This is a genomic window from Microbacterium sp. F2E (genome assembly GCF_020905435.1).
Taxonomy (GTDB): Bacteria; Actinomycetota; Actinomycetes; order Actinomycetales; family Microbacteriaceae; genus Microbacterium; species Microbacterium lacticum.
Window position 1 is genome coordinate 57,490 of record NZ_JAJJIB010000012.1, and the last position, 20,345, is coordinate 77,834.

The window sequence follows — 20,345 nt, forward strand, 5'->3', positions numbered from 1 at the left end:
GGTGTGGCGCCGGGGACCACTCCTGCACCACCGGTCCGACGAAGAGTGAGCCTCCGGCCGCCGACTAGACTGGAACCCATGCCTCAGCCCAAGCTCGCCACCTTCCCGGCGATCCGCGGCGCGCTGCGCTTCTACCAGATCGCGTCGGTGATCACGGGTGTCATGCTGCTGCTCCTGTGCGCCGAGATGCTCATCAAATACGCGTTCGGCTACGAGCTGTTCCTCGGCGGATCGGGCGGGTTCCTGTGGTTCGCGCCGGTCGTCGAGACCGCGGCCGGCCACGACTCCACCGGCGACGGGGTGAATCTCAGCCTCGGCATCCTCATCGCCCACGGCTGGTTCTACGTCGTCTACCTCTTCGCGTGCTTCCGCGTGTGGAGCCTCATGCGCTGGGGCTTCGGCCGGTTCATCACGCTCGCCCTCGGCGGCATCGTGCCGCTGCTGTCGTTCTTCATGGAGGCTCGCGTCGGCCGCGAGGTCAAGGCCTACCTCGCGCAGCGTGAGGCGTCGGAAGCTGCCCCCACCATCCCCGCCACGGAAGGCACCCGGTGACCGCTCAGACCGAGACCGCCCAGCGTCCCGTCCTCGTCGTCGACTTCGGCGCGCAGTATGCGCAGCTGATCGCGCGGCGCGTGCGCGAGGCCGGTGTGTACAGCGAGATCGTGCCCCACACGGTCACGGCCCCGGAGGTCGAGGCGAAGAACCCGGTCGCCCTCATCCTCTCCGGCGGTCCGTCGTCGGTCTACGAGGAGGGCGCGCCGTCGCTCGATCCGGGTGTGCTGCAGCTCGGGGTGCCGACCCTCGGCATCTGCTACGGCTTCCAGGTGATGGCCCAGCAGCTGGGCGGCGAGGTCGCGAACACGGGGCTCCGCGAGTACGGGGCGACGGATGCCCGTGTCACGGGCGACGGGGGAGTGCTCCTCGGCGGACAGCCCGACGATCAGATCGTGTGGATGAGCCACGGCGACCAGGTGGCCGCCGCCCCGGAGGGGTTCGAGGTGCTCGCGTCGACGTACGCGACGCCCGTGGCGGCGTTCGGCAACGCGGAGAAGTGCTTCTACGGGGTGCAGTGGCACCCGGAGGTGAAGCACTCCGAGCAGGGTCAGCAGGTCATCGAGAACTTCCTGCACAAGGCGGCCGGTCTTCCCGCCGATTGGAACAGCGGCAACGTGATCGCCGAGCAGGTCGCTCGCATCCGCGAGCAGGTCGGCTCCGGGCGTGTGCTGTCGGCCCTGTCGGGCGGTGTCGACTCGGCGGTCTCCACGGCGCTCGTGCACGAGGCTGTCGGCGACCAGCTCGTCGCCGTGTTCATCGACCACGGGCTGCTCCGCAAGGGCGAGCGCGAGCAGGTGGAACAGGACTACGTGGCATCCACCGGCGTGCGCCTCATCACGGTCGACGCGCGGGAGACGTTCCTCGCGGCGCTCGCCGGCGTCAGCGACCCGGAGCAGAAGCGCAAGATCATCGGGCGCGAGTTCATCCGGGCGTTCGAGAAGGTGCAGCAGGAGCTTCTCGCCGAGGCGGCGGCCGAGGGCGACCCGATCCGCTTCCTCGTGCAGGGCACGCTCTACCCCGACGTCGTCGAGTCGGGCGGCGGCACCGGCACCGCGAACATCAAGAGCCACCACAACGTCGGCGGCCTGCCGGAGGATCTGCAGTTCGAGCTCGTCGAGCCGTTGCGGACCCTCTTCAAGGACGAGGTGCGCCAGATCGGGCGCGACCTGGGCCTGCCCGAGGCGATCGTGGCGCGGCAGCCGTTTCCGGGCCCCGGCCTCGGCATCCGGATCGTGGGTGAGGTCACCGCTGACCGCCTCGAGATTCTGCGTGATGCCGACGCCATCGCCCGCGAGGAGCTGACGAAGGCCGGGCTCGACGGCGAGATCTGGCAGTGCCCCGTTGTTCTGCTCGCCGACGTGCGCTCGGTGGGCGTGCAAGGGGACGGGCGCACGTACGGGCATCCGATCGTGCTGCGCCCCGTCTCGTCGGAGGACGCGATGACTGCCGACTGGACGCGCCTGCCCTACGACGTGCTCTCGAAGATCTCGAACCGCATCACCAACGAGGTGCGCGAGGTCAACCGGGTCGTGCTCGACGTGACGTCGAAGCCCCCCGGGACCATCGAGTGGGAGTGACCTCCGCGAGAGGATGACCGGATGCCGGGGCGCGCGCCCCGGCATCCGTCGTCCCGGGAACGCGGCCCGGACGGCGAAGGCCCGCCCGGCGGAGCCGGACGGGCCTTGTCGTGGATGCCGGGGCGTCAGTTGTTGCCGCGGAGGATGGCGATCATACGCAGGATCTCGACGTAGAGCCAGACGACCGTGACCATGATGCCGAAGGCGCCGAGCCAGGCGAAGGGGCGCGGGGCGCCGTTGCGGACGCCCTGCTGGATCGAGTCGAAGTCGAGCACCAGCGAGTACGCCGCCATGATGACGACGGCGACGCCGATGATGACGCCGAGCGGGATGCCCATGATCGAGTAGTGCGAGAGCATGCCGAAGGGTCCGCCCGAGCCGGCCGGGAACGCGCCGAACATCATCATGACGACGTTGATGAGCGAGAAGACGAGGTAGCCGATCATCGCGATCATGAAGACCTTGGTGGCCTTCTTCGACGCGCGCACCTTCCCGCTGGCGAAGAGGGCCAGGGTCACACCGACGACCGAGAGTGTCGCGAGCGTCGCCTGCACGACGATGCCCGGCCAGATGAACTCGAAGAACGCGGAGATGCCACCGATGAACAGACCCTCGAACGCGGCGTACGCGAGGATCAGCGCGGGGCGGATCTTCTTGCGCGAGGTGAACGTCACGACCATCGCGAGCACGAATCCGCCGAGCGCGCCGATGATCCACGGCGCGATGCTGGGGGAGGGGTTGGCTGCGGTGACACCGGCCATCGTCCAGATCCAGCCGACCACGGCAGTGACCAGCAGCACGCCGAAGAGGGCGACCGTCTTCAGGACGGTGTCCTCGACCGTCATGCGGCCGGTGTCGATGGCGCCGGCGGAGGGGGCGGCGTAGGCGCCCTCCAGCTGGGCCTGCACGGCGGCGTCGGTGGCCTGCGCAGAGGCGGTGCTGAACTGGGTCTGGGCAGCCGGCGGGGTCAGCCCGGGGCGCTGCGCGGAAGACCGCTCTTGGAATGCGGGGTGGGCGAATGCGGGGTTGCTGCTCGAGGCCATGGTGGTCTCTCTCCAATGCGAGGGGTGCCGCAGTGGAATCCTGCGGAATTCCAGCGTAACGGCTCCACCTTCGCTGCGGCAGGTCGAGTGCTGTGTGTACGCTGAGAAAACCTGAGGCAACTCGACTCAACTTTGCCCGCAGGTCGGGTCGCTAGCCTGGATCCATGCCGCGTCGTCGTCCTCTCGTCATCGGCCACCGCGGGGCGCCGGGCTATCGCCCCGAACACACGCGCTCCTCGTACGACCTCGCGCTCGCGCTCGGCGTCGATGCGGTCGAACCCGACGTGGTCTTCAGCGCCGACGGGGTGGCGGTCGTGCGCCACGAGAACGAGATCGGCTCGACGACCGACGTCGCGGACCGCCCCGAGTTCGCCGCACGGCGACGGACGAAGACGATCGACGGCCGGGAGATCACCGGCTGGTTCACCGAGGACTTCACCTGGGCCGAGCTCGCGACGCTCCGCTGCCGGGAGCGGCTGCCGAAGCTCCGCCCGGGAAGCGCCAGCTTCGACGGCACGCAGCCTCCGCTGCGGCTGCGCGACGTGCTCGATCTCGTGCGCGAGGCATCCCTCGACCAGGGCCGCGAGATCGGCGTCGTGCTCGAGATCAAGCACGCCACCTATTTCGGGTCGCTCGGCTACGACGTCGCGCGGGCGATCGCCGACGAGCTGCGCGCCGCCCGCTGGGGCGACGGCGAGCTGCCCCTCGTCGTCGAGTCGTTCGAGTCGACCGTGCTCGGCGAGGTGCGGGAGCTCGGCATTCGAGGCACATACGTCTATCTGCTCGAGGCTGCGGGTCGCCCCTACGACCTGGTCGCGGCGCGTGGCGCCGCCGCGCCCACCTATGCGGAGCAGGCGAGCCCGACGAGCCGCGACGGCCTCGATGCCCTCGCCCGGCTGGTCGACGGCATCAGCGTCGACAAGCGCATGATCCTCGCCCCCGACCGGCTCGGGCGCACCGCCGGCCCCTCGCGGATCGTCGCCGACGCGCACGCACGCGGACTCCGCGTGTTCACGTGGACGTGCCGACCCGAGAACGCCTTCCTGCTCGCCTCCTTCCGCCGCGGGCGCGACAAGGCCGCGTTCGGCGACTACGAGAGCGAATGGCAGGTGATCGCGGATGCCGGTGTCGACGGCGTCTTCGTCGACCACCCCGACCTCGGACTCGGCTTCTTCGGCTGACCCGGCGCCGCCCGGAACGGCCGCCGAATGTCACGGGCAGATGACAATTGGAAAAAATTACCAATACGCTGCTGACAACCGGGCATTTATTCCATATGGTTTCCCTGGGTCGCTCAGACCCCGCACAAGAGGAGACCACATGAACAAGCGCATCACCTCCGTCGCCGTTCTCGGCGCCTTCGCGCTCGCGGTCACCGCCTGCAGCAGCGGCGGTGGCGGAACCGGCGACGGCGACGTGTCGGGCGAGGGCAAGACGCTCGACGTCTGGATCATGCAGGGCACGAACCCCGACGCCGAGCCGTACTTCGACGACGTGGCAGCCGCCTTCAAGAAGGAGACCGGGGCAGAACTCAACGTCGAGTTCGTGCAGTGGGCCGACGCCCACGACCGCTTCGTGACCGCCATCGCCGGCGGCACGACCCCCGACGTCGCCGAGACCGGCACCACCTGGACGTCGGAGTTCGCCGATGCGGGGGCGCTCGCCCCGATCGGCGACGACGTGAAGGACGCGGGGCTGGACGGCGATCTCGTGCAGGGGCTCGTCGACTCGGGCACCTACGACGGTCAGATGTACGGCATGCCCTGGTACGCCGGCGTGCGCTCGCTCATCTACCGCTCCGACATCTTCGACGAGCTCGGGTTGTCGGCTCCCACCAACTGGCAGGAGTTGCAGGACGACGCGATCGCGATCAAGCAGGCGCATCCCGACATGCTCGGCGTGGCCGTGCCCGGCGACGCCGAGTTCACGGTCTATCCGTGGGTGTGGGGAGCCGGCGGCGAGGTCGCGACCGAGAAGGACGGCACCTGGACGAGCGAGCTCGACTCGGATGACTCGGTGAAGGGCATCTCGTTCTGGACGGGCCTTGCGACCGAGCACGGGCTCTCGTCGGCCGGCGCCACCACCTGGCGCGAGACCGACGTGCTCGACGGGTTCTCGCAGGGGAACATCGGGATGGCCGTGATGGGGTCGTGGACCCCGTCGGCGATCGTCGAGAAGAACCCTGACATGAAGGGCAAGTTCGCCGCCGTGCCGATCCCCGGTGAGACCGGCGGGATCGCGCCGAGCGTGCTCGGCGGCTCGCACCTCAGCATCTTCGAGACGGCGGACGACAAGGATCTGGCCTTCGCGTTCGTCAAGCTGATGACGACGGGCGAGTTCGCCGAGAAGTGGGGCGAGCAGTCGGGCTACTTCCCGGGTCAGACCTCGCTGCTGCAGAAGTCGATCGACAGCGCCGACCCGCTCGTCGAGCCGTTCGCGAAGCAGATGGTCGACGGCGGTGCGTCCCTGCCGGTGACGCCGACCTTCGGCGCGGTGCAGGCCAAGAAGACGACGAGCGCCATGATGCAGTCGATCCTCTCCGGGCAGAAGGACGTCAAGACGGCTGCGGCCGACGCGGCGAAAGAGATGACCGACGTGCTCAACGGCGGACAGTGAGCCTCGCCCGATGAGCATGGCACCGCAGCCCGTCGTGGCGGAGGAGCGCGACTCCGCCGCCGCGACGGGCGCGGCACCCGCCGGAAGCCGCCGCCTCTCGGCGCGGCTGCGGCCCTGGGTGCTGCTGGCTCCCGCGCTGATCATCCTCGCCGGACTGCTGCTGTGGCCGCTCATCCGGGTGGTGATCTTCTCCTTCCAGGACTACGGTCTGCGCGAGATCGTCTCGGGCAAGACCAACTTCAACGGTCTCGACAACTACATCGAGATCCTCACGAGTTCCACGCTCTGGTCGATCGTCCTCCCGAACACGCTCGTCTTCGCCGTCCTGGCGGTCGTCGGAACGGTGGCGTTCGGCACTCTCGTCGCCCTGCTTCTGCAGTCGCTCGGCACCTTCTGGCGCACCGTCGCGGCGAGCGCGATCATGGCCGCCTGGGCGATGCCGGCGGTGACCGGCACGTACGTCTGGGTGTGGATCTTCGACGCCGACCGCGGCATCGTCAATCAGCTGCTGATGCAGTGGGGTCTGATCGACGAGCCGACCAACTGGTTCACGAACCGCTACTCGTTCTACGCGATCGTGCTGCTCAATGTCATCCATCACGGCTTTCCCTTCGTCGCCGTCACGGTGCTGGCGGGCCTGCTCGGCATCCCCAAGGAGACGCTCGAGGCGGCCTCGCTCGACGGAGCCGGCGGCTGGCGCCGGTTCTGGAGCATCACCTTCCCGCAGCTGAACCAGGTGTTCGCGGTGGTGATCATCCTCTCCACGATCTGGGACTTCAAGGTGTTCGCGCAGGTCTACCTCATGCCCGGTGGCGCGGGGTCCAACCGTGATGTGCTCAACCTCGGGGTGTGGTCGTACGTCGAATCGTTCGGGCAGAACCGCTACGGCTTCGGCTCGGCGATCGCGGTGCTGCTCACGCTCCTGCTCCTCGGCATCACGGTGATCTACGTGCGGCGCCTCATGAAGGAGGACCCGCTGTGAGACCCACGCGTGTCGCACGCAACGCGGTCAAGGCCGTGCTCGTGACGCTGCTGCTCGTGTTCACGCTCTTTCCGACGTACTGGATGCTGATGAGCGCGCTGAACCCGAACCCGTCGGCCGGCGGAGAGCTCGTCCCCTCCGCACTGACTCTCGACCACTTCGCCTACGTGCTCGGCGACGCCGGATTCGGCCGATACCTGCGCAACTCCGCGATCGTCGCGATCGCTGTCGTGCTGCTCTCGGGGCTGTTCGGGCTCCTCGCCTCGGTCGCGGTGAGCCGGTTCCGCTTCCGCATGCGCACCCAGATCCTGCTGATGGTGCTCGTCGTGCAGATGGTGCCGCTGGAAGCGCTCGTCATCCCGCTGTTCGTGCAGGTGCGCGATCTGAAGCTCCTCGGCACGCTCCTCGGCCTCATCATCGTGTACACGGCCCTCGCCCTGCCGTTCGGCATCTGGATGCTGCGCGGATTCGTCGCGGCGGTGCCGGTCGAGCTCGAAGAGGCGGCGTACATCGACGGGGCGAGCTGGTGGCGGATGTTCCGCTCCGTGCTGCTGCCGCTGGTCGCGCCGGGCCTCGTCGCGACGAGCGTGTTCAGCTTCATCACCGCGTGGAACGAGTTCATCTTCGCGATGACGCTCCTCGGTGGCGCGACCGAGAACTACACCGTCGCGATCGGGCTGAAGCAGTTCTTCGGACTCCACTCCAACGACTGGGGGTCGGTCATGGCGGCATCCACGCTCATCACCATCCCCGTGATGGTCTTCTTCATCATCGTGCAGCGACGCCTCTCGAGCGGTGTCGTGGCCGGGGCGGTGAAGGGATGACCCTCGGCACAGACCTCGCGCCGCAGGTGCTCCTGCCCGGCTTCATCGGGACGACGGTGCCGGCATGGCTCGACGATGCCCTCGACGCGGGCCTGGCCGGCGTGTGTCTGTTCGCGGGGAACGTCGACCCGGGCGACCCGCACGGCACCGCCCGACTGACGGCGGCTCTGCGGGCGCGTCGGCCCGACCTCGTCGTCGCGCTCGACGAGGAGGGCGGCGTCGTCACCCGACTCGAAGCGCCGCGGGGGTCGACGCTGCCCTCACCGGCACAGATCGGGCTGCTCCCGGTCGACGCCGCCGCCGAGACCGGGGCGCTCCTGGCCGCGCGGTTGCGCGCCGCCGGGATCGACCTGGTGCTCGCGCCCGACGGCGACGTGAACGACAATCCGCTGAACCCGGTGATCGGAGCGCGCTCGTTCGGCGCCGACCCGGAGGTCGTCGCAGAGCGCGTCGCCGCGACGGTCATAGCCCTGCAGGCGGGCGGCGTCGCCGCGTGCGTGAAGCACTGGCCGGGGCACGGCGACACGGTCGTCGACTCGCATCACGGGCTGCCCACCGTGCCCGCGCAGACCGTCGAGCGTCATGCGGCGCCGTTCGCCACGGCCTTCGCCGCGGGGGTGGCCGCCGTGATGACGGCGCACGTCGTGGTGCCGGAGTGGGGGCAGACGGCGGTGACGCTTGACGCGGCGGCGCTCGGCCGGCTCCGCGCCCTGACCGACGCGGTGATCGTGACCGATGCCGTCGACATGGCCGCGGTCGCCGCCGAGGCGGGCCCCGGTGCCGCCGCCGCCCGCGCGCTCGCCGCCGGCGCCGACCTCGTCTGCATCGGCAATCCGGGACTGTCCGGGATCGACGACGAGGCCCAGTACCGCGAGGTGGTGGATGCCGTGGCCGCCGCCATCGACGACGGCCGGATCCCCGAGGCGCGCGCGAGAGACGCCGCGGCCCGTGTGGCCGCGCTGGCTGCGGCGTATCCCGCCGCCGCGGAAACGGACGGCTCGCTGCCGGACGGCTCGCCGGCGGACGGCTCGCCGGCGGAGCCCGATGCGGCGACTGTGCGGTCGATCGCGCGGGCGCTGGCCGAGGCATCCACCGCGGACGTCGCGTCGATCGCCGCCGCCGTCGAGGTGCGCGATGGGCGGCGCGGACCGTCGATGGCGGTCGCGACGCGGGCGCGGCCGGTGGTCGAGTGGCTCTCCGAGGCCACCACCCGGGAGCTCGCCGCGGCGCCCGCCGGCCCGGGGCGGATCATCGTGGTCGCCGACCGGCTCGACGACGATCAGCGGGCCGTGATCGCCGCGGCGCAGGCGCAGGGCGCGGCCGTCGTCGTCAACGTCGGCCCGATCGGCGCGACGGCGCCGCACCCGACCGTGGAGCTCGGCGCCGACTCCCCGCTGTCGGTGCGCGTCCTGCAGGAGTGGCTCGGGGGCGTGGCGCGATGAGGATCCGCGCGCTCCAGTCGGGCACGTCCGCCGACGGCATCGACCACGTCACGGCGAGCTTCACGCCGCACGGCGACGTGCTGCACGTGCGCGTCGAGGACCACGGCACCGCCCCGATGCCGGCCGACCTGGGCGGCCCGCTCGCCCGTGCCCTCGGCGGCGACGCGCTCACGGGCGAGGAATGGAACCGCCTCGACACGAGACTCGGGCAGGCGTTCGGCGACGTCGCGGCCCGCCCGTCGTCGGCGGGCGCGGTCGACCTCGTCGTGTCGCACGGCCAGACCGTGCACCACGGGGTGAGCGGCGACGCGGTGTGGGGCACGCTGCAGCTCGGGCAGCCCGCCTGGATCGCACGCGCGACGGGGGAGCCGGTGCTCTTCGGCGTGCGCGTCGCCGATGTCGCGGCGGGCGGCATGGGCGCGCCACTCATGACGGCGTTCGACGAGCTCTGGCTGGAGCGGGGTGTCGATGAGCCCGCCGCGGTCGTGGCGACGCTGAACCTCGGCGGCATCGCCAATGTGCAGGTGCGCGGCGCCGACGGCGCGATGACGGGATTCGACACCGGCCCCGCGAATGCGCTGCTCGACGCGTGGACCTCGTCCGCGGTGGGCGAGCCGTGCGATCGCGACGGGGTGCGATCGGCGCGCGGCCGGGTCGACACCGTGCTGCTGGAGCGCCTGCGGAGGCATCCGTACTTCGCCCTCCCCGCCCCGAAGACCACGGGGCGGGAGACCTTCGACCTCGGCGTCGTGCGCGACGCCCTGAACGGCCGCGAGATCGCCGTGGACGACGTGTGCGCGACCCTCGTCGAGCTCACCGCCGGCACCGTCGCCGACGCGCTGCACGACGCGGGCGTGACGGGTGCGACCGGGTCGCGCGTGATCGCTTCGGGCGGCGGCACGCGCAACCCCCACCTGATGCGGCGGCTGCGCGCCCTGCTGGCGCCCCTGCCGGTCGAGACGAGCGACGACCACGGCATCGCGTCGTCGGCCCGTGAGTCCCTCATGTTCGCCACGCTCGGGTGGTTCGCGCTCGCCCGTATGCCCCTGCGGCTGCCCGGCACGCCTTCGGGCGCCGCCGCCGTCGCCGGCCAGTGGGACCTGTCGCTCGCGCCGTTGCCGGTGCTCGACGCGTCGCCGACACCGCCCCGGCGGATCGTGGTCGACGCCGCGCCGGGCCGGGGCGCCGCTCCGGGCCAGGAAGGAGACTCCCGATGAGCGTGCTCGCCATCGACCTCGGCAAGACGAATTGCCGCGTCACCATCGGAGACCACGGCGCCGTGGGCCCGGGCTTTCCCGGGCTCGCCGACTCCGACGGCGTCGCGCGCGCCCTCAGCGTCGTGCGCGCCGCCGCCGCGCTCATCGAGGGCGAGGCGCGGCCCGAGGTGACAGCGGTCGGCGCCGGCGTCGCCGGTGTCGAGGCGGCGCCCCGGCAGGCGCAGGAGCTGGCCGACGCGCTCGCGACGGAGTTCGAGGCGCCGGTCGCTCTCGCGGGAGACGCGGTATCGGCGCACGCCGGCGCGTTCCGCGGCGCGCGCGGCACCATCGTCGTGGTCGGCACGGGCACCGTGCTCATCACCTCGGACGGCGCCGGGTCGGTGCGCCAGGTCGACGGGTGGGGCCCGTGGCTCGGCGACGAGGGCAGCGGCCGGTGGATCGGGCAGGAGGGACTTCGCGCCGTGCTCGCCGCGGCCGACGGACGCGGCGCCGCCACGACCCTCGCCGCCGCCGCCGAGGCGCTGCACCGGCCGCTGTCGGAGATGCCGTGGTGGATCTCGGCGACCGGCAGCCCCGCTCGCCGCCTCGCCTCGTTCGCACCCGCCGTGCTCGCCGCCGCCGCGGCGGGAGACGAGGTGGCCCGCACGATCGTCGAGCGCGCGACCGACGCGGTCGTCGCGGCGTGCCGGGCGACCACCGGTCCGTACTGCCTGGTGGGCGGCGTCGTGGATGACCCGCAGATGCGGCGGCGGGTCGAGGATGCCCTCGTCGCGGGAGGCGCCGAGACGCGCCCGCCGCTCGGTGACGCGCTGAGCGGTGCGCGCTTTCTCGCCGAGTCCGCCGATGCCTACGCGAGGAGCGTGATCCGTCGTGGCCGACCTTGACGATCTGATGGGCGAACTCGACGGGCTCGTGACCGAGTGCGTCGACGCGGGGTACGCCGACCTCGACCTGCTGAGCGCCGATGCGCAGGTCGACGCGATGATCGAGCAGAACGAAGACGTGCTCGCGGCGCTGCGGGCGGCCAAGCCCGACATCGTCGCGGGGCTCGCGGCGGTGACGACGGCGCTCCGCGCGGGCGGGCGGTTGATCTACGTCGGCGCCGGCACGCCGGGCCGGCTCGGCGTGCTCGACGCGAGCGAGATCCCGCCGACGTTCGGCGAACCGCCGACGCTCGTCCGCGGCCTCATCGCCGGCGGACCGTCCGCCGTCACCACGGCGGTCGAGGGCGCCGAAGACGACGAGGCGCTCGCGGTCGCCGATCTGCGGGAGCTCGGCGTCACGGCGCAGGACTGCGTCGTCGGCATCTCGGCGTCGGGGCGCACTCCCTACGTCGTGGCCGCCGTCACCGAGGCGCGCCGCCTCGGCGCGCACACCGTCGGCGTCAGCTGCAACGCCGGAGCGGCGCTCTCGCATGCCGCCGACGTCGCGATCGAGCTGATCGTCGGCCCCGAGATCGTCGGCGGCTCGACGCGGCTGAAGGCCGGGACGGCGCAGAAGATCGTGCTCAACACCCTGTCGACGCTCGCGATGGTCGACCGGGGCAAGACGTACGGGCCGTACATGGTCGACCTGCGCGCGACCAACGAGAAGCTGCGTGCGCGCGCGGTGCGCACGGTCGCCGAGGCGGCCGGAGTCTCGCGGGAGGATGCGACGCGGGCCCTCCGCGCCACCGCGTGGGCGGTCAAGCCCGCGATACTGATCTGCATGACGGGAGCATCCGCCGACGAGGCCAGAGCCATGCTGGATGCGGCCGACGGGCGCCTGCGCCGCGCGCTCGAGGATCCGCGGTGAGTCCCGACGTCCTGCTGCGGGTGCGGGAGATGCTGCCGCAGCTGAGCGCCTCCGAGCGGCGCGTCGCCGAAGCGGTGCTCGCCGATCCCCGCGTGGTGCGCGAATCGACGATCACCGAACTGGCGGGAACGAGCGCGTCCGCGGCATCCACCGTCGCCCGGTTCTGCCAACGGCTGGGGTTCGACGGGTACCGGCAGTTCCGCGCCGCCGTCATCGCCGCGCTCGGCTATGACGACGCGCGCCTGGGCGAGTTCGACCTCGGGGAGGGCGAGATCGACGCGGGGGATGCCCCAGAGGAGATCGCCGCGAAGATCGCGTTCCAGGAGGTGCGGGCGATCCAGGCGACGATGGCCGCCCTCGACCTCGACGCGACCGCGCGCGCGGCCGCGGCGCTCGGCGGGGCGAGGCGGATCGTGCTCTACGGCGCCGGCTCGTCGTCGCTGACCGCGCAGGACCTCTGCCAGAAGCTCGCCCGCATCGGCCGGCCCGCCGTCGCCGAGACCGACGTGCACCTCGCACTGTCGCGGGCCGCGCTGCTCGACGCCGATTCCGTGCTCGTCGGCGTCTCGTCTCGCGGGGAGACCCGGGAGACGCTCGACGTCCTGCGCGCCGCCCGGCGTGCCGGAGCGACCACCGTCTCGATCACGAACGCGACATCGTCGTCGCTCGATGATGTGAGCGATGTGGTGCTGCGCAGTGCCGTGCGCGAGAGTCGCCTGCGCAGCGGCGCGACCGCGAGCCGCATCGCCCAGCTCGCGATCGTCGACGTGCTGTTCGTGCTCGTGCTACGCCTCGACTTCCCTCAGCTGTCGGAGAGCCTGCGCGTCACCTACGACGCGGTGCGTTCGCGCCGCGGCGATCACTGACCCGCCGCGTGGCGAGTCCCGGCGCGCGCACAGCCAGGCCATAGGGTGGGGCGATGACCTCCCCCGGCATCGTGGCCACCGGCGTCCGTCGTTCGTTCGGAGACGTGCACGCCGTGCGCAATGTCAGCCTCGAGGCACGCGCGGGCGCCGTCACGGGCCTCGTCGGGCCGAACGGGTCGGGCAAGACGACGCTGCTGCTCATGCTCGCGTCGCTCCTCGCCCCGGATGCCGGAACGCTGCGCATCGGCGGCATCGACCCGGTCTCCGACCCCGCGGGCGTCCGCCGGATCATGGGGTGGATGCCCGATGCGCTCGGCGCCTGGTCGTCGCTGACCGCGCGCGAGACGCTCGTGATGACGGGCCGGCTCTACGGCATCGCCCCCGACGACGCGGCGCGCGGTGCGGCGCGACTGCTCGCCGAGGTCGGCCTGAGCGAGCTCGCCGACACCCCCGCGCGCGTCTTCTCCCGCGGGCAGAAGCAGCGCCTGGGGCTCGCCCGCGCTCTCGTGCACGACCCGCAGGTGCTCCTTCTCGACGAGCCGGCGTCGGGCCTCGATCCGCAGGCGCGCGTCGACCTGCGCGTGCAGCTGCGCCGCCTCGCGGCCGAGGGCCGCACGATCCTCATCTCGAGCCACATCCTGTCCGAGTTGGAGGAGGTCGTCGACGACGCCGTCTTCCTCGTCGACGGATCCACTGTCAGCTCCGACCGGGTCGCCCAGGCGGCGACCCGCGTGCGCACCTGGCGCATCCGGCTGGCCGACCGCGAGGCGACCGCCGCCGTGCTCCCCGTCGCGCAGGTGCTCGGGCTCGACGCGGCGCTCGTGCCGATCGATCGCCGCGACCTCCTCGTCGGGTTCGACTCCGACGCGTCCGCCGCCGCAGCCCTCGCCGCGCTCGTCGGCGCGGGCCTGCCGGTGGCGGAGTTCGCCGCGGCGACCGGCCTTCTCGAACACACCTTCCTCGACCTCGAAGGAGGCCGCTCGTGACCTTCTCGCGGCTGTGGACGATCGCCCGCCTCGAACTGCTCCAGCGCGTGCGCACCGTGTCGTGGTACGTGCTGCTCGGCGTGTTCGGTCTCGTGCTGCTCGGCGTGACGGCGCTCGCCTTCCTCGCCTACGGCGGCTGGGGCTCGGGTGGCCCCGGCGTCTACTCGGTCGTCGTGTATGTGACCCTGCTGCTGATCCTCCTCGTCTCTCCGACCCTCAGCGGCAACAGCATCAACGGCGATCGGGATGCCGCGACGCTCGCGCCCGTGCAGGTGACGCTCGCGACCACGGGCGAGATCCTCTTCGGCAAGTTCCTGGCGGCGTGGATCACCGGACTCGCCTTCGCCGCGGTCGCGGCGCCCTTCCTCGTGCTCTCGACGCTCGCCGGTGAGGTCAACCCGTGGGCGGTCGTCACCTCGCTCGTGATCCTCGTGGTCGAGACCGGCGTGATCGCCGGCATCGGCGTCGCGCTCTCGGGCATCCTCTCGCGTCCCCTCTTCTCCGTCGCCGTCACCTATCTCGTCGTCGCCGCGCTCGCCGTGGGAACCGTGATCGGGTTCGGCCTGATCGGCACCGCGGTCTCGAGCGAAGGGGCCACGCATTCCCGCCAGCTCGCCTACGACCGGTTCGGCAACCCCGAATGCAAGGACGGCTCGAACGACTGCTACGGCGAGCCCGAGAACATGATCTGCGGAGAGTGGACGACGAGCACGTACCGCGTGCCGCGGTTCGACTACGTGTGGTGGATGCTGTCGGCGAACCCGTTCGTCATCCTCGCCGACGCGACGCCGACCCGCTTCGACGCGCAGGGTAACCCCGACGACATGTTCGGCTGGATGAAGTCGAGCGTGCGCACCGCCCAGATCCCGCCCCAGCTCGAGAGCACCTGGGATGAGTGCGATCCGAAGAACGACGGCTACTACGGGGGCTCGAACGACTATCGCACCCCCGAGGAGACCGTCGCGCAGACCGTGCCCAGCTGGTTCGTGGGGCTCGCCGTGCAGCTCGCCCTCACGGGCCTGCTGCTGTGGTGGGCGTGGGCGCGCACGCGCACGCCGGTCCGCTCGCTGCCGCGCGGAACCCGCATCGCCTGAGCGTCCGCACGGCCCGGTGGCCCGCCCGTGAGGATGAGGATCCTCTCATCCGGGGCCCGCCGCCCTTCCGCCCCGTCCAGCTGATGCATAGCCTCCTTTCAGCCGCCTCCTACCCCCGGATCGCGGTCGCACCCCTGCACGAAAGGCGGATCCTCCTTGTCCCTGGCCTTCTTGTCCTCAGGCATTCCGCGACGCACGCTGGCCATCGCCGGCGCGGTCGCGCTCGCTCTTCCCGCCACCGCCGCCTTCGCGGCCGCGCCGGACGACGATCCCTCCTCGCGGTTCGCCGCGGCCCCCTCGCACGGCGCGGTCGACTCGTCGTTCACCGCGGCATCCATCGGAGCGGACGGCCGGGTGACGGTCGTCATCGAGATGGAGGGTGACCCCGTCGCGGTCGTCGAAGCGGAGAAGGACGGCGACCTCGCGCCGAGCGAGCGGGAGGCCGTCAAGGACGAGCTGAAGTCCGCGCAGGACGAGATCAGCGGCGAGATCGCCGACAAGGGCGGCGAGATCCAGGCGCAGATGCAGTCCGCGTACAACGGGTTCCAGGCATCCGTGCCCGCCGACCAGCTCGACGCCGTCGCGGAGCTGCCCGGCGTCGTCGCGGTGCACCCGGTGCGCACCTATGCGCTCGACAACGCCGTCTCGGTGCCGTTCCTCGGTGTGCCGCAGGTGTGGGAGAGCACGGGCTACACGGGTGAGGGCGTGAAGGTCGCGATCATCGACACCGGCATCGACTACACGCACGCGACGTTCGGCGGCCCGGGCACCACCGCCGCGTACGACGCGGCGCACGCCGCGGGCGCCCAGCCGGCCGATCCGACGCTGTACGGCCCCGACGCCCGGCGCGTGAAGGGCGGCATCGACCTCGTCGGCGACGACTACAACGCCGACCCGTCGAGCGCGAGCTACCAGCCCGTTCCGCACCCCGATGACAACCCGCTCGACTGCCAGGGCCACGGCTCGCACGTCGCGGGCACGGCGGGCGGCTCGGGCGTGCTCGCCGACGGCACCGGCTTCACCGGACCGTACGACACGACGACGCCGTCGAACACGTTCCGCGTCGGCCCGGGCGTCGCGCCGCAGGCCGACCTCTACGCCGTGCGCGTGTTCGGATGCGAAGGCTCGACCGACATGGTCGTGCCCGCCCTCGACTGGGCGGTCGAGAACGGCATGGACGTCGTGAACATGTCGCTCGGCTCGTCGTTCGGGCGTGGTGACGACCCGGACGCCGTCGCCGCGGCCAACGCCGTCGGCGCGGGCGTCGTGGTCGTCGCCTCGGCCGGCAACTCGGGCCACAACCCGTACCTGACCGGTTCGCCCGGCTCGGGCGATGGTGTCGTCGCGGTCTCGGCCGTCGACAGCGCCGAGGGCTTCCCGGGTGCCACGGTCACGGTCGACGGTCAGGCCATCGAGGCGATCAACGCCAACGGCGCTTCCCTCGACGGGATCGGCGAGCTGACCGTCGTGCGACTCGTGGACGACCCCGCGACGCCCGAGAACGAGGCGCTCGGCTGCTCGGCCGCGGCCTACACGAAGGCGGGCGTCACGCCGGGCGGCGGGCAGCTGGCCGTCTCGACGCGCGGCTCCTGCGCACGCGTCTCCAAGGCGATCTACGCGCAGCAGGCCGGCGCCGCCGCGGCGCTCATGGTCAACTCCACCGACGACCTGCCGCCGTACGAGGGTCAGATCACCGAGAACGCCGACACGGGCGAGCCGTACCTGGTGACGATCCCGTTCCTCGGCGTGCGTTCCTCGAGCGGCCCGGCGTTCGTCTCGGGCGCGAAGGCGACCCTCGCCGCGGCCAGCATCGCCAACCCCGGCTTCCGCGGGTACGCGTCGTTCACCTCGTCGGGCCCCCGCTCGGGCGACAGCGCGATCAGCCCCGACGTCGCCGCTCCCGGCGTGTCGATCTCGTCGGCGGCCGTCGGCTCTGGCAACGGCGCGGCGATCCTCTCGGGCACCTCGATGGCCGCCCCGCACGTCGCGGGCGTCGCGGCGCTGTCGGTGCAGGCGCACCCGTCGTGGGCGGCGCCGCAGGTCGCGGCATCCCTCGTCTCCACCTCCGACCCCGACCAGGTCGCCGGCCAGCGACTGACGCTCGGCGGCGTGGGGCTCGTGGATGCCGCGCAGGCGGTCGCCACGTCGGTCACCGCGACCGGCGACGCGTTCCGCACCGAGAGCGGCTGGGCGCGCGAGTCGGCGCTGAGCTTCGGCTTCCAGGAGTCGTGGCTCGGCTTCGGCGGCATCAAGACCGTGACGGTGCGCAATGACGGCCCGGCCCCGGTGACCTACGCGGTCTCGACGAGCGCGTCTGCCGAGTCGATCCCGGCGCGGGTGAACCTCTCGTCGCGCTCGATCACGGTTCCGGCGGGCGGCTCGGCCAAGCTGCTGCTGACCGTCGCGGCCGCCGCGAAGGACGTGCCGAGCTCGGTCGGCGGCCCCGACCAGTTCGCGTTCTACGAGGTCTCCGGCGACATTGTGCTGACCGCCGAGGGCTCGACGCTGCGGGTGCCGTATCTGCTCGTGCCCCGCTCGAACAGCACGGTGTCGAGTTCGACGAGCGCGCTGTTCACGAAGAAGCAGCAGGTCGCCGACGCGACCAAGAAGATCTCGCTGTGGAACGTGTTCGGTGCTCTTCCCGCCGGCGCCGACGTGTACACGTGGGGGCTGTCGGACGACAAGGATGCCTCGAAGACGCTCGCCGACACGGGGTACGATCTGCGGGCCGCGGGCGTGCAGTCGATCGGCGCGGGCGATGACCAGCTGCTGGTGTTCGCGCTGAACATGCACCACCGGTGGTCGAACGCGGCGAGCAACGAGTACGACGTCGTGCTCGACACCGATCGAGACGGCGAAGCCGACTGGATCGTGCTGTCGGCCGACTCGGGCGCCGTGCGCGCCGGGTCGAACAACGGGCTCGCGGAGGTGTTCGTCGTCAACGCGAAGACGGGCGCGCGCGGGGCATCCGGCTTCCTCACGCAGGCGCCGACCGACTCCAGCACGCTACTGCTGCCGGTGTCGGCGAGCGACCTGGGCATCACGGGTGCGTTCGACTACACGGTGCAGACGTTCGGAGTGAACGGCGGCACCGACGCGGCCTCGGGCTGGGCGACGTACGATCCGTCGGCGCCGGCGATCGGCAACGGCCAGTACGTCGACGTGCCCAAGCACGGCACCGCGTCGGTCGAGGTGGTCGTCAACGCGGCGCAGGTCGCCGCGCAGAAGCCGCTCGGCGCGATGGTGGTCGTGCTCGACAACCCGTCAGGGGCGGGGGAGTCGCTGCTGGTCAAGCTGAAGTAGGCGCGGCGGGCCTGCGTCTCGCAGGCGCTGCGCGCGAGAGGCGGTCGGGAGTCACCCCCCCGCCTCTCGCGTGGGGCGGGGGGGGTGTGGGCGGGCGGGCGCTTCGGGTGCGTGCCGCGCTGGGCGCGCTCGGGGTTCTGAGAGGTCAGCGCGTGCAGAGCTTCGGGGTGTCGTCCGAGCCGAACCGGTAGTCGTAGGTCTGGCCGTCCGCGGTGACGACGACGCGCATGCCGTCGACGAGTGCCTGCGTGTACGACTGGCCCGGGCTCGCGCAGCCGAGCGACCCGTCGCTGAAGGTGACCGCCTCGGCGCTGACGAGGGTGGGGGTCGAGGTGACTCCGCGTGCCGAGAGATCGGCGACCAGGGCATCCCACCGCGCCTGCGGCACGACGGTGGGGGTGCCCGTCGGCGCGACCGGGCCCGGGGTCGCGGTCTGGAACGGGGGGCGTGTGCTCGCGGAGGCGGACGGGGTCGGTTCGGACATGGATCCTCCCGGGGTGCAGGCGGCGAGGGTCGGCGCCAGGGCGAGGGCCGCGACGGCGAGGGTGGCGGTGAGGAGCTGCCGGCGCATCGGTCCTCCTTCTATCGGAGCGCTGTTGCGTCGAGGCTAGAACCTGTGCCTGCGAAACAGCGGGGAGGGATCAGTCCCAGTCGAGATAGTCCTCGATGAACCACGAGGTCTCGCCGGGGTGGGTCGCGGGGAAGAGATGCCCGGCGCCCTCGACGGTCTTGAGGCTCGCGAGGGCGGGGGCCGACGCCACGAGCCGCTCGCTCTCGGCGAGCGGGGTGACGTCGTCGGCCGTGCCGTGGACGACGAGCACGGGGATGTCGGCGGCGAGCGGGATGTCGGCCGGCTCGGGTGCGAGGAGGAGCACGCCGTTCACGCGGTCGTGGTGGTCGGCCGGGACGGTGCGTGCGACGGTGCCGCCGAAGCCGTGTCCGCCGATCCAGGCGTGGTCGAGACCCACGGCATCCATCACGTCGACGACAGTGCGCGCGAGCGCGTGCACGTCGGCATCGGCGTCGAGGGCGCCCAGGCGCACGACGCGGAAGTCCTCTTCGACGAGGATCGAGGCGAGGGTGCCGAGTGAGCCGATCTCCTGGCCGGTCTCGGGGATCAGCACGAGCGCCGGGCCCGTCCCCTCGTCGATGTACGAGATGGCGCGGCCATCGGGCTCGAACGTCTGGAGCGTCGCGGCGGTCATGGCATCCATTTTCCCCGGGCGGGCGCGGGCGCGCCAATCCGGGGGCGTGTGGGGGTGGTTCGGGGTCGGTGTGGCCCGCCGCTGCGGTCGACCGTACGGCCGGTCTCTGTGGAGCGCGGTCAGTCGTGGATGCGAAGCGGGTCGGCGTCGGCGAGTGCGCGGAGCTCGCGAGTGATCGACGATCGGAGCCCGTCGTGCCGATCGCCGAGTGCGGTGGTGGGGTCCGTCCAGCTGGCGGTGTCGTAGAGCCAGACGGGTCTCTGGACGAGGCCGCGCGGCTCCCAGTCGTAGCGCGGCCAGATGTGCGCGTGGACGAAGGCGTCGGTGTTGCCGAGGATGTCGATGTTGACCCGACGGAAGGCAGGGTCGGCCTCGCGGCAGGCGTTCTCGACGGCGGTGGCGAGGAGATCGGCGTCCGCGAGGAACTGGACGCGGTGCCTGCGAGGCATCTCAGCGAGAGCCTCGGCCCGGTCGCCAGAACCTCCGGTTGGGGCAGGTCGCGGGTGCGTCGGGTGGGTGGGGTGCTTGGGGTGCTTCAGGTGGGGAGTCGCAGATCAGGGGTGCAATTTGTCGACTCGGCGCCGGCTGGCGCGGCCCGGAGCGCGGGCGATCCCAATGTCTGACCCCCTCCATACACTCGAAGATATGGACGAGTACTCGGGGTCGATGGGCAGCGACGCAGACGTCGCCGCTTTGGCGTCGATCGTGGGTGAGGTCGAGGGGGCGGCTGCGGTGGTGCGGGCCGGGCAGGTCGCGGAGGTGCGTGCGCTTGCGGCCGCGGGTCAGCTCGCCGCGCGGCAGGCGGCCGGGTCTCCGGCCGCGGTGCGGGCGCACGATATGG

General features: G+C 71.8%; 18 protein-coding genes and 1 pseudogene. 15 read left to right on the top strand and 4 right to left on the bottom strand.

The genetic code is table 11. From position 1 onward, the window contains the following. Positions 1 to 78 precede the first annotated feature (78 nt). Together LOK55_RS10305 and guaA are read left to right on the top strand one after the other, a co-directional pair. Positions 79 to 552, top strand: a complete 474-nt coding sequence (locus tag LOK55_RS10305) for a DUF3817 domain-containing protein (RefSeq protein WP_141381212.1) — start codon at positions 79 to 81, stop codon at positions 550 to 552. Beyond that, complete coding sequence (guaA, locus tag LOK55_RS10310) at positions 549 to 2,132, top strand: glutamine-hydrolyzing GMP synthase (RefSeq protein ID WP_229935292.1); 1,584 nt, start codon at positions 549 to 551, stop codon at positions 2,130 to 2,132. Before LOK55_RS10305 ends, guaA begins: the two co-directional genes overlap by 4 nt. Positions 2,133 to 2,257: 125 nt before the next feature. Here guaA and LOK55_RS10315 read toward each other — a convergent pair whose 3' ends face one another. Beyond that, positions 2,258 to 3,175, bottom strand: coding sequence for a Bax inhibitor-1/YccA family protein (locus LOK55_RS10315; protein ID WP_229935293.1), 918 nt, complete (start codon positions 3,173 to 3,175; stop codon positions 2,258 to 2,260). 164 nt (positions 3,176 to 3,339) lie between these two features. Between LOK55_RS10315 and LOK55_RS10320 the strand changes: the two genes are divergently transcribed. The 12 genes from LOK55_RS10320 to LOK55_RS14105 all read left to right on the top strand — a co-directional run bounded on the left by LOK55_RS10320 (position 3,340) and on the right by LOK55_RS14105 (position 18,299). After that, positions 3,340 to 4,356, top strand: a complete 1,017-nt coding sequence (locus LOK55_RS10320) for a glycerophosphodiester phosphodiesterase family protein (RefSeq protein ID WP_196322985.1) — start codon at positions 3,340 to 3,342, stop codon at positions 4,354 to 4,356. Between the two features lie 139 nt (positions 4,357 to 4,495). Beyond that, entirely contained in the window at positions 4,496 to 5,791 is a 1,296-nt protein-coding gene (locus tag LOK55_RS10325; RefSeq protein WP_229935294.1) for a sugar ABC transporter substrate-binding protein, read from the top strand. A 10-nt stretch (positions 5,792 to 5,801) separates the two neighbouring features. Beyond that, a complete protein-coding gene (locus LOK55_RS10330) occupies positions 5,802 to 6,773 on the top strand; it encodes a carbohydrate ABC transporter permease (protein ID WP_229935295.1) in 972 nt (323 codons plus the stop codon). Then, positions 6,770 to 7,597: a carbohydrate ABC transporter permease gene (locus LOK55_RS10335; RefSeq protein ID WP_229935296.1), complete on the top strand. Its 828-nt coding sequence runs from the start codon at positions 6,770 to 6,772 to the stop codon at positions 7,595 to 7,597. The genes LOK55_RS10330 and LOK55_RS10335 overlap by 4 nt, the downstream gene beginning before the upstream one ends. Next, positions 7,594 to 9,039, top strand: a complete 1,446-nt coding sequence (locus LOK55_RS10340) for a glycoside hydrolase family 3 N-terminal domain-containing protein (protein ID WP_229935297.1) — start codon at positions 7,594 to 7,596, stop codon at positions 9,037 to 9,039. Before LOK55_RS10335 ends, LOK55_RS10340 begins: the two co-directional genes overlap by 4 nt. Then, entirely contained in the window at positions 9,036 to 10,256 is a 1,221-nt protein-coding gene (locus LOK55_RS10345) for an anhydro-N-acetylmuramic acid kinase (RefSeq protein WP_229935298.1), read from the top strand. The genes LOK55_RS10340 and LOK55_RS10345 overlap by 4 nt, the downstream gene beginning before the upstream one ends. Further along, positions 10,253 to 11,140 (top strand): N-acetylglucosamine kinase, encoded by an 888-nt coding sequence (locus LOK55_RS10350; protein WP_229935299.1) that lies wholly within the window; start codon positions 10,253 to 10,255, stop codon positions 11,138 to 11,140. Before LOK55_RS10345 ends, LOK55_RS10350 begins: the two co-directional genes overlap by 4 nt. Beyond that, on the top strand, positions 11,127 to 12,050 hold the full coding sequence (gene murQ, locus LOK55_RS10355; protein ID WP_229935300.1) for an N-acetylmuramic acid 6-phosphate etherase: 924 nt from the start codon (positions 11,127 to 11,129) through the stop codon (positions 12,048 to 12,050). Before LOK55_RS10350 ends, murQ begins: the two co-directional genes overlap by 14 nt. Further along, positions 12,047 to 12,916 (top strand): MurR/RpiR family transcriptional regulator, encoded by an 870-nt coding sequence (locus LOK55_RS10360; RefSeq protein ID WP_229935301.1) that lies wholly within the window; start codon positions 12,047 to 12,049, stop codon positions 12,914 to 12,916. The genes murQ and LOK55_RS10360 overlap by 4 nt, the downstream gene beginning before the upstream one ends. A 53-nt stretch (positions 12,917 to 12,969) precedes the next feature. Beyond that, positions 12,970 to 13,902, top strand: coding sequence for an ABC transporter ATP-binding protein (locus LOK55_RS10365; protein WP_229935302.1), 933 nt, complete (start codon positions 12,970 to 12,972; stop codon positions 13,900 to 13,902). Next, positions 13,899 to 14,996 carry an ABC transporter permease gene (locus LOK55_RS10370; RefSeq protein ID WP_229935303.1) on the top strand — a complete coding sequence of 366 codons (1,098 nt, stop codon included), beginning with the start codon at positions 13,899 to 13,901 and terminating at the stop codon, positions 14,994 to 14,996. Before LOK55_RS10365 ends, LOK55_RS10370 begins: the two co-directional genes overlap by 4 nt. 156 nt (positions 14,997 to 15,152) lie before the next feature. Continuing rightward, on the top strand, positions 15,153 to 18,299 hold the full coding sequence (locus tag LOK55_RS14105) for a S8 family serine peptidase (RefSeq protein ID WP_308066659.1): 3,147 nt from the start codon (positions 15,153 to 15,155) through the stop codon (positions 18,297 to 18,299). A 145-nt stretch (positions 18,300 to 18,444) separates the two neighbouring features. Here LOK55_RS14105 and LOK55_RS10380 read toward each other — a convergent pair whose 3' ends face one another. The 3 genes from LOK55_RS10380 to LOK55_RS10390 all read right to left on the bottom strand — a co-directional run bounded on the left by LOK55_RS10380 (position 18,445) and on the right by LOK55_RS10390 (position 19,953). Then, positions 18,445 to 18,870, bottom strand: coding sequence for a hypothetical protein (locus tag LOK55_RS10380; protein WP_196323018.1), 426 nt, complete (start codon positions 18,868 to 18,870; stop codon positions 18,445 to 18,447). Between the two features lie 70 nt (positions 18,871 to 18,940). After that, positions 18,941 to 19,504 carry an alpha/beta fold hydrolase gene (locus tag LOK55_RS10385; protein ID WP_141381204.1) on the bottom strand — a complete coding sequence of 188 codons (564 nt, stop codon included), beginning with the start codon at positions 19,502 to 19,504 and terminating at the stop codon, positions 18,941 to 18,943. A gap of 119 nt (positions 19,505 to 19,623) precedes the next feature. Continuing rightward, positions 19,624 to 19,953 (bottom strand): hypothetical protein, encoded by a 330-nt coding sequence (locus tag LOK55_RS10390; RefSeq protein ID WP_229935304.1) that lies wholly within the window; start codon positions 19,951 to 19,953, stop codon positions 19,624 to 19,626. Positions 19,954 to 20,149: 196 nt separating this feature from the next. Between LOK55_RS10390 and LOK55_RS10395 the strand changes: the two are divergent. Continuing rightward, positions 20,150 to 20,345, top strand: a pseudogene (locus LOK55_RS10395) (hypothetical protein); the annotation flags it as partial.

What these genes read in the sequence shown, in the direction of transcription:
- LOK55_RS10380 (WP_196323018.1), bottom strand. Translation starts at nt 18,870, where the DNA reads ATGCGCCGGCAGCTCCTCACCGCCACCCTCGCCGTCGCGGCCCTCGCC.
- LOK55_RS10305 (WP_141381212.1), top strand. Translation starts at nt 79, where the DNA reads ATGCCTCAGCCCAAGCTCGCCACCTTCCCGGCGATCCGCGGCGCGCTG.
- LOK55_RS10365 (WP_229935302.1), top strand. Translation starts at nt 12,970, where the DNA reads ATGACCTCCCCCGGCATCGTGGCCACCGGCGTCCGTCGTTCGTTCGGA.
- LOK55_RS10350 (WP_229935299.1), top strand. Translation starts at nt 10,253, where the DNA reads ATGAGCGTGCTCGCCATCGACCTCGGCAAGACGAATTGCCGCGTCACC.
- LOK55_RS10325 (WP_229935294.1), top strand. Translation starts at nt 4,496, where the DNA reads ATGAACAAGCGCATCACCTCCGTCGCCGTTCTCGGCGCCTTCGCGCTC.
- LOK55_RS10320 (WP_196322985.1), top strand. Translation starts at nt 3,340, where the DNA reads ATGCCGCGTCGTCGTCCTCTCGTCATCGGCCACCGCGGGGCGCCGGGC.
- LOK55_RS10345 (WP_229935298.1), top strand. Translation starts at nt 9,036, where the DNA reads ATGAGGATCCGCGCGCTCCAGTCGGGCACGTCCGCCGACGGCATCGAC.
- LOK55_RS10390 (WP_229935304.1), bottom strand. Translation starts at nt 19,953, where the DNA reads ATGCCTCGCAGGCACCGCGTCCAGTTCCTCGCGGACGCCGATCTCCTC.
- LOK55_RS10340 (WP_229935297.1), top strand. Translation starts at nt 7,594, where the DNA reads ATGACCCTCGGCACAGACCTCGCGCCGCAGGTGCTCCTGCCCGGCTTC.
- LOK55_RS10315 (WP_229935293.1), bottom strand. Translation starts at nt 3,175, where the DNA reads ATGGCCTCGAGCAGCAACCCCGCATTCGCCCACCCCGCATTCCAAGAG.
- LOK55_RS10385 (WP_141381204.1), bottom strand. Translation starts at nt 19,504, where the DNA reads ATGACCGCCGCGACGCTCCAGACGTTCGAGCCCGATGGCCGCGCCATC.
- LOK55_RS10330 (WP_229935295.1), top strand. Translation starts at nt 5,802, where the DNA reads ATGAGCATGGCACCGCAGCCCGTCGTGGCGGAGGAGCGCGACTCCGCC.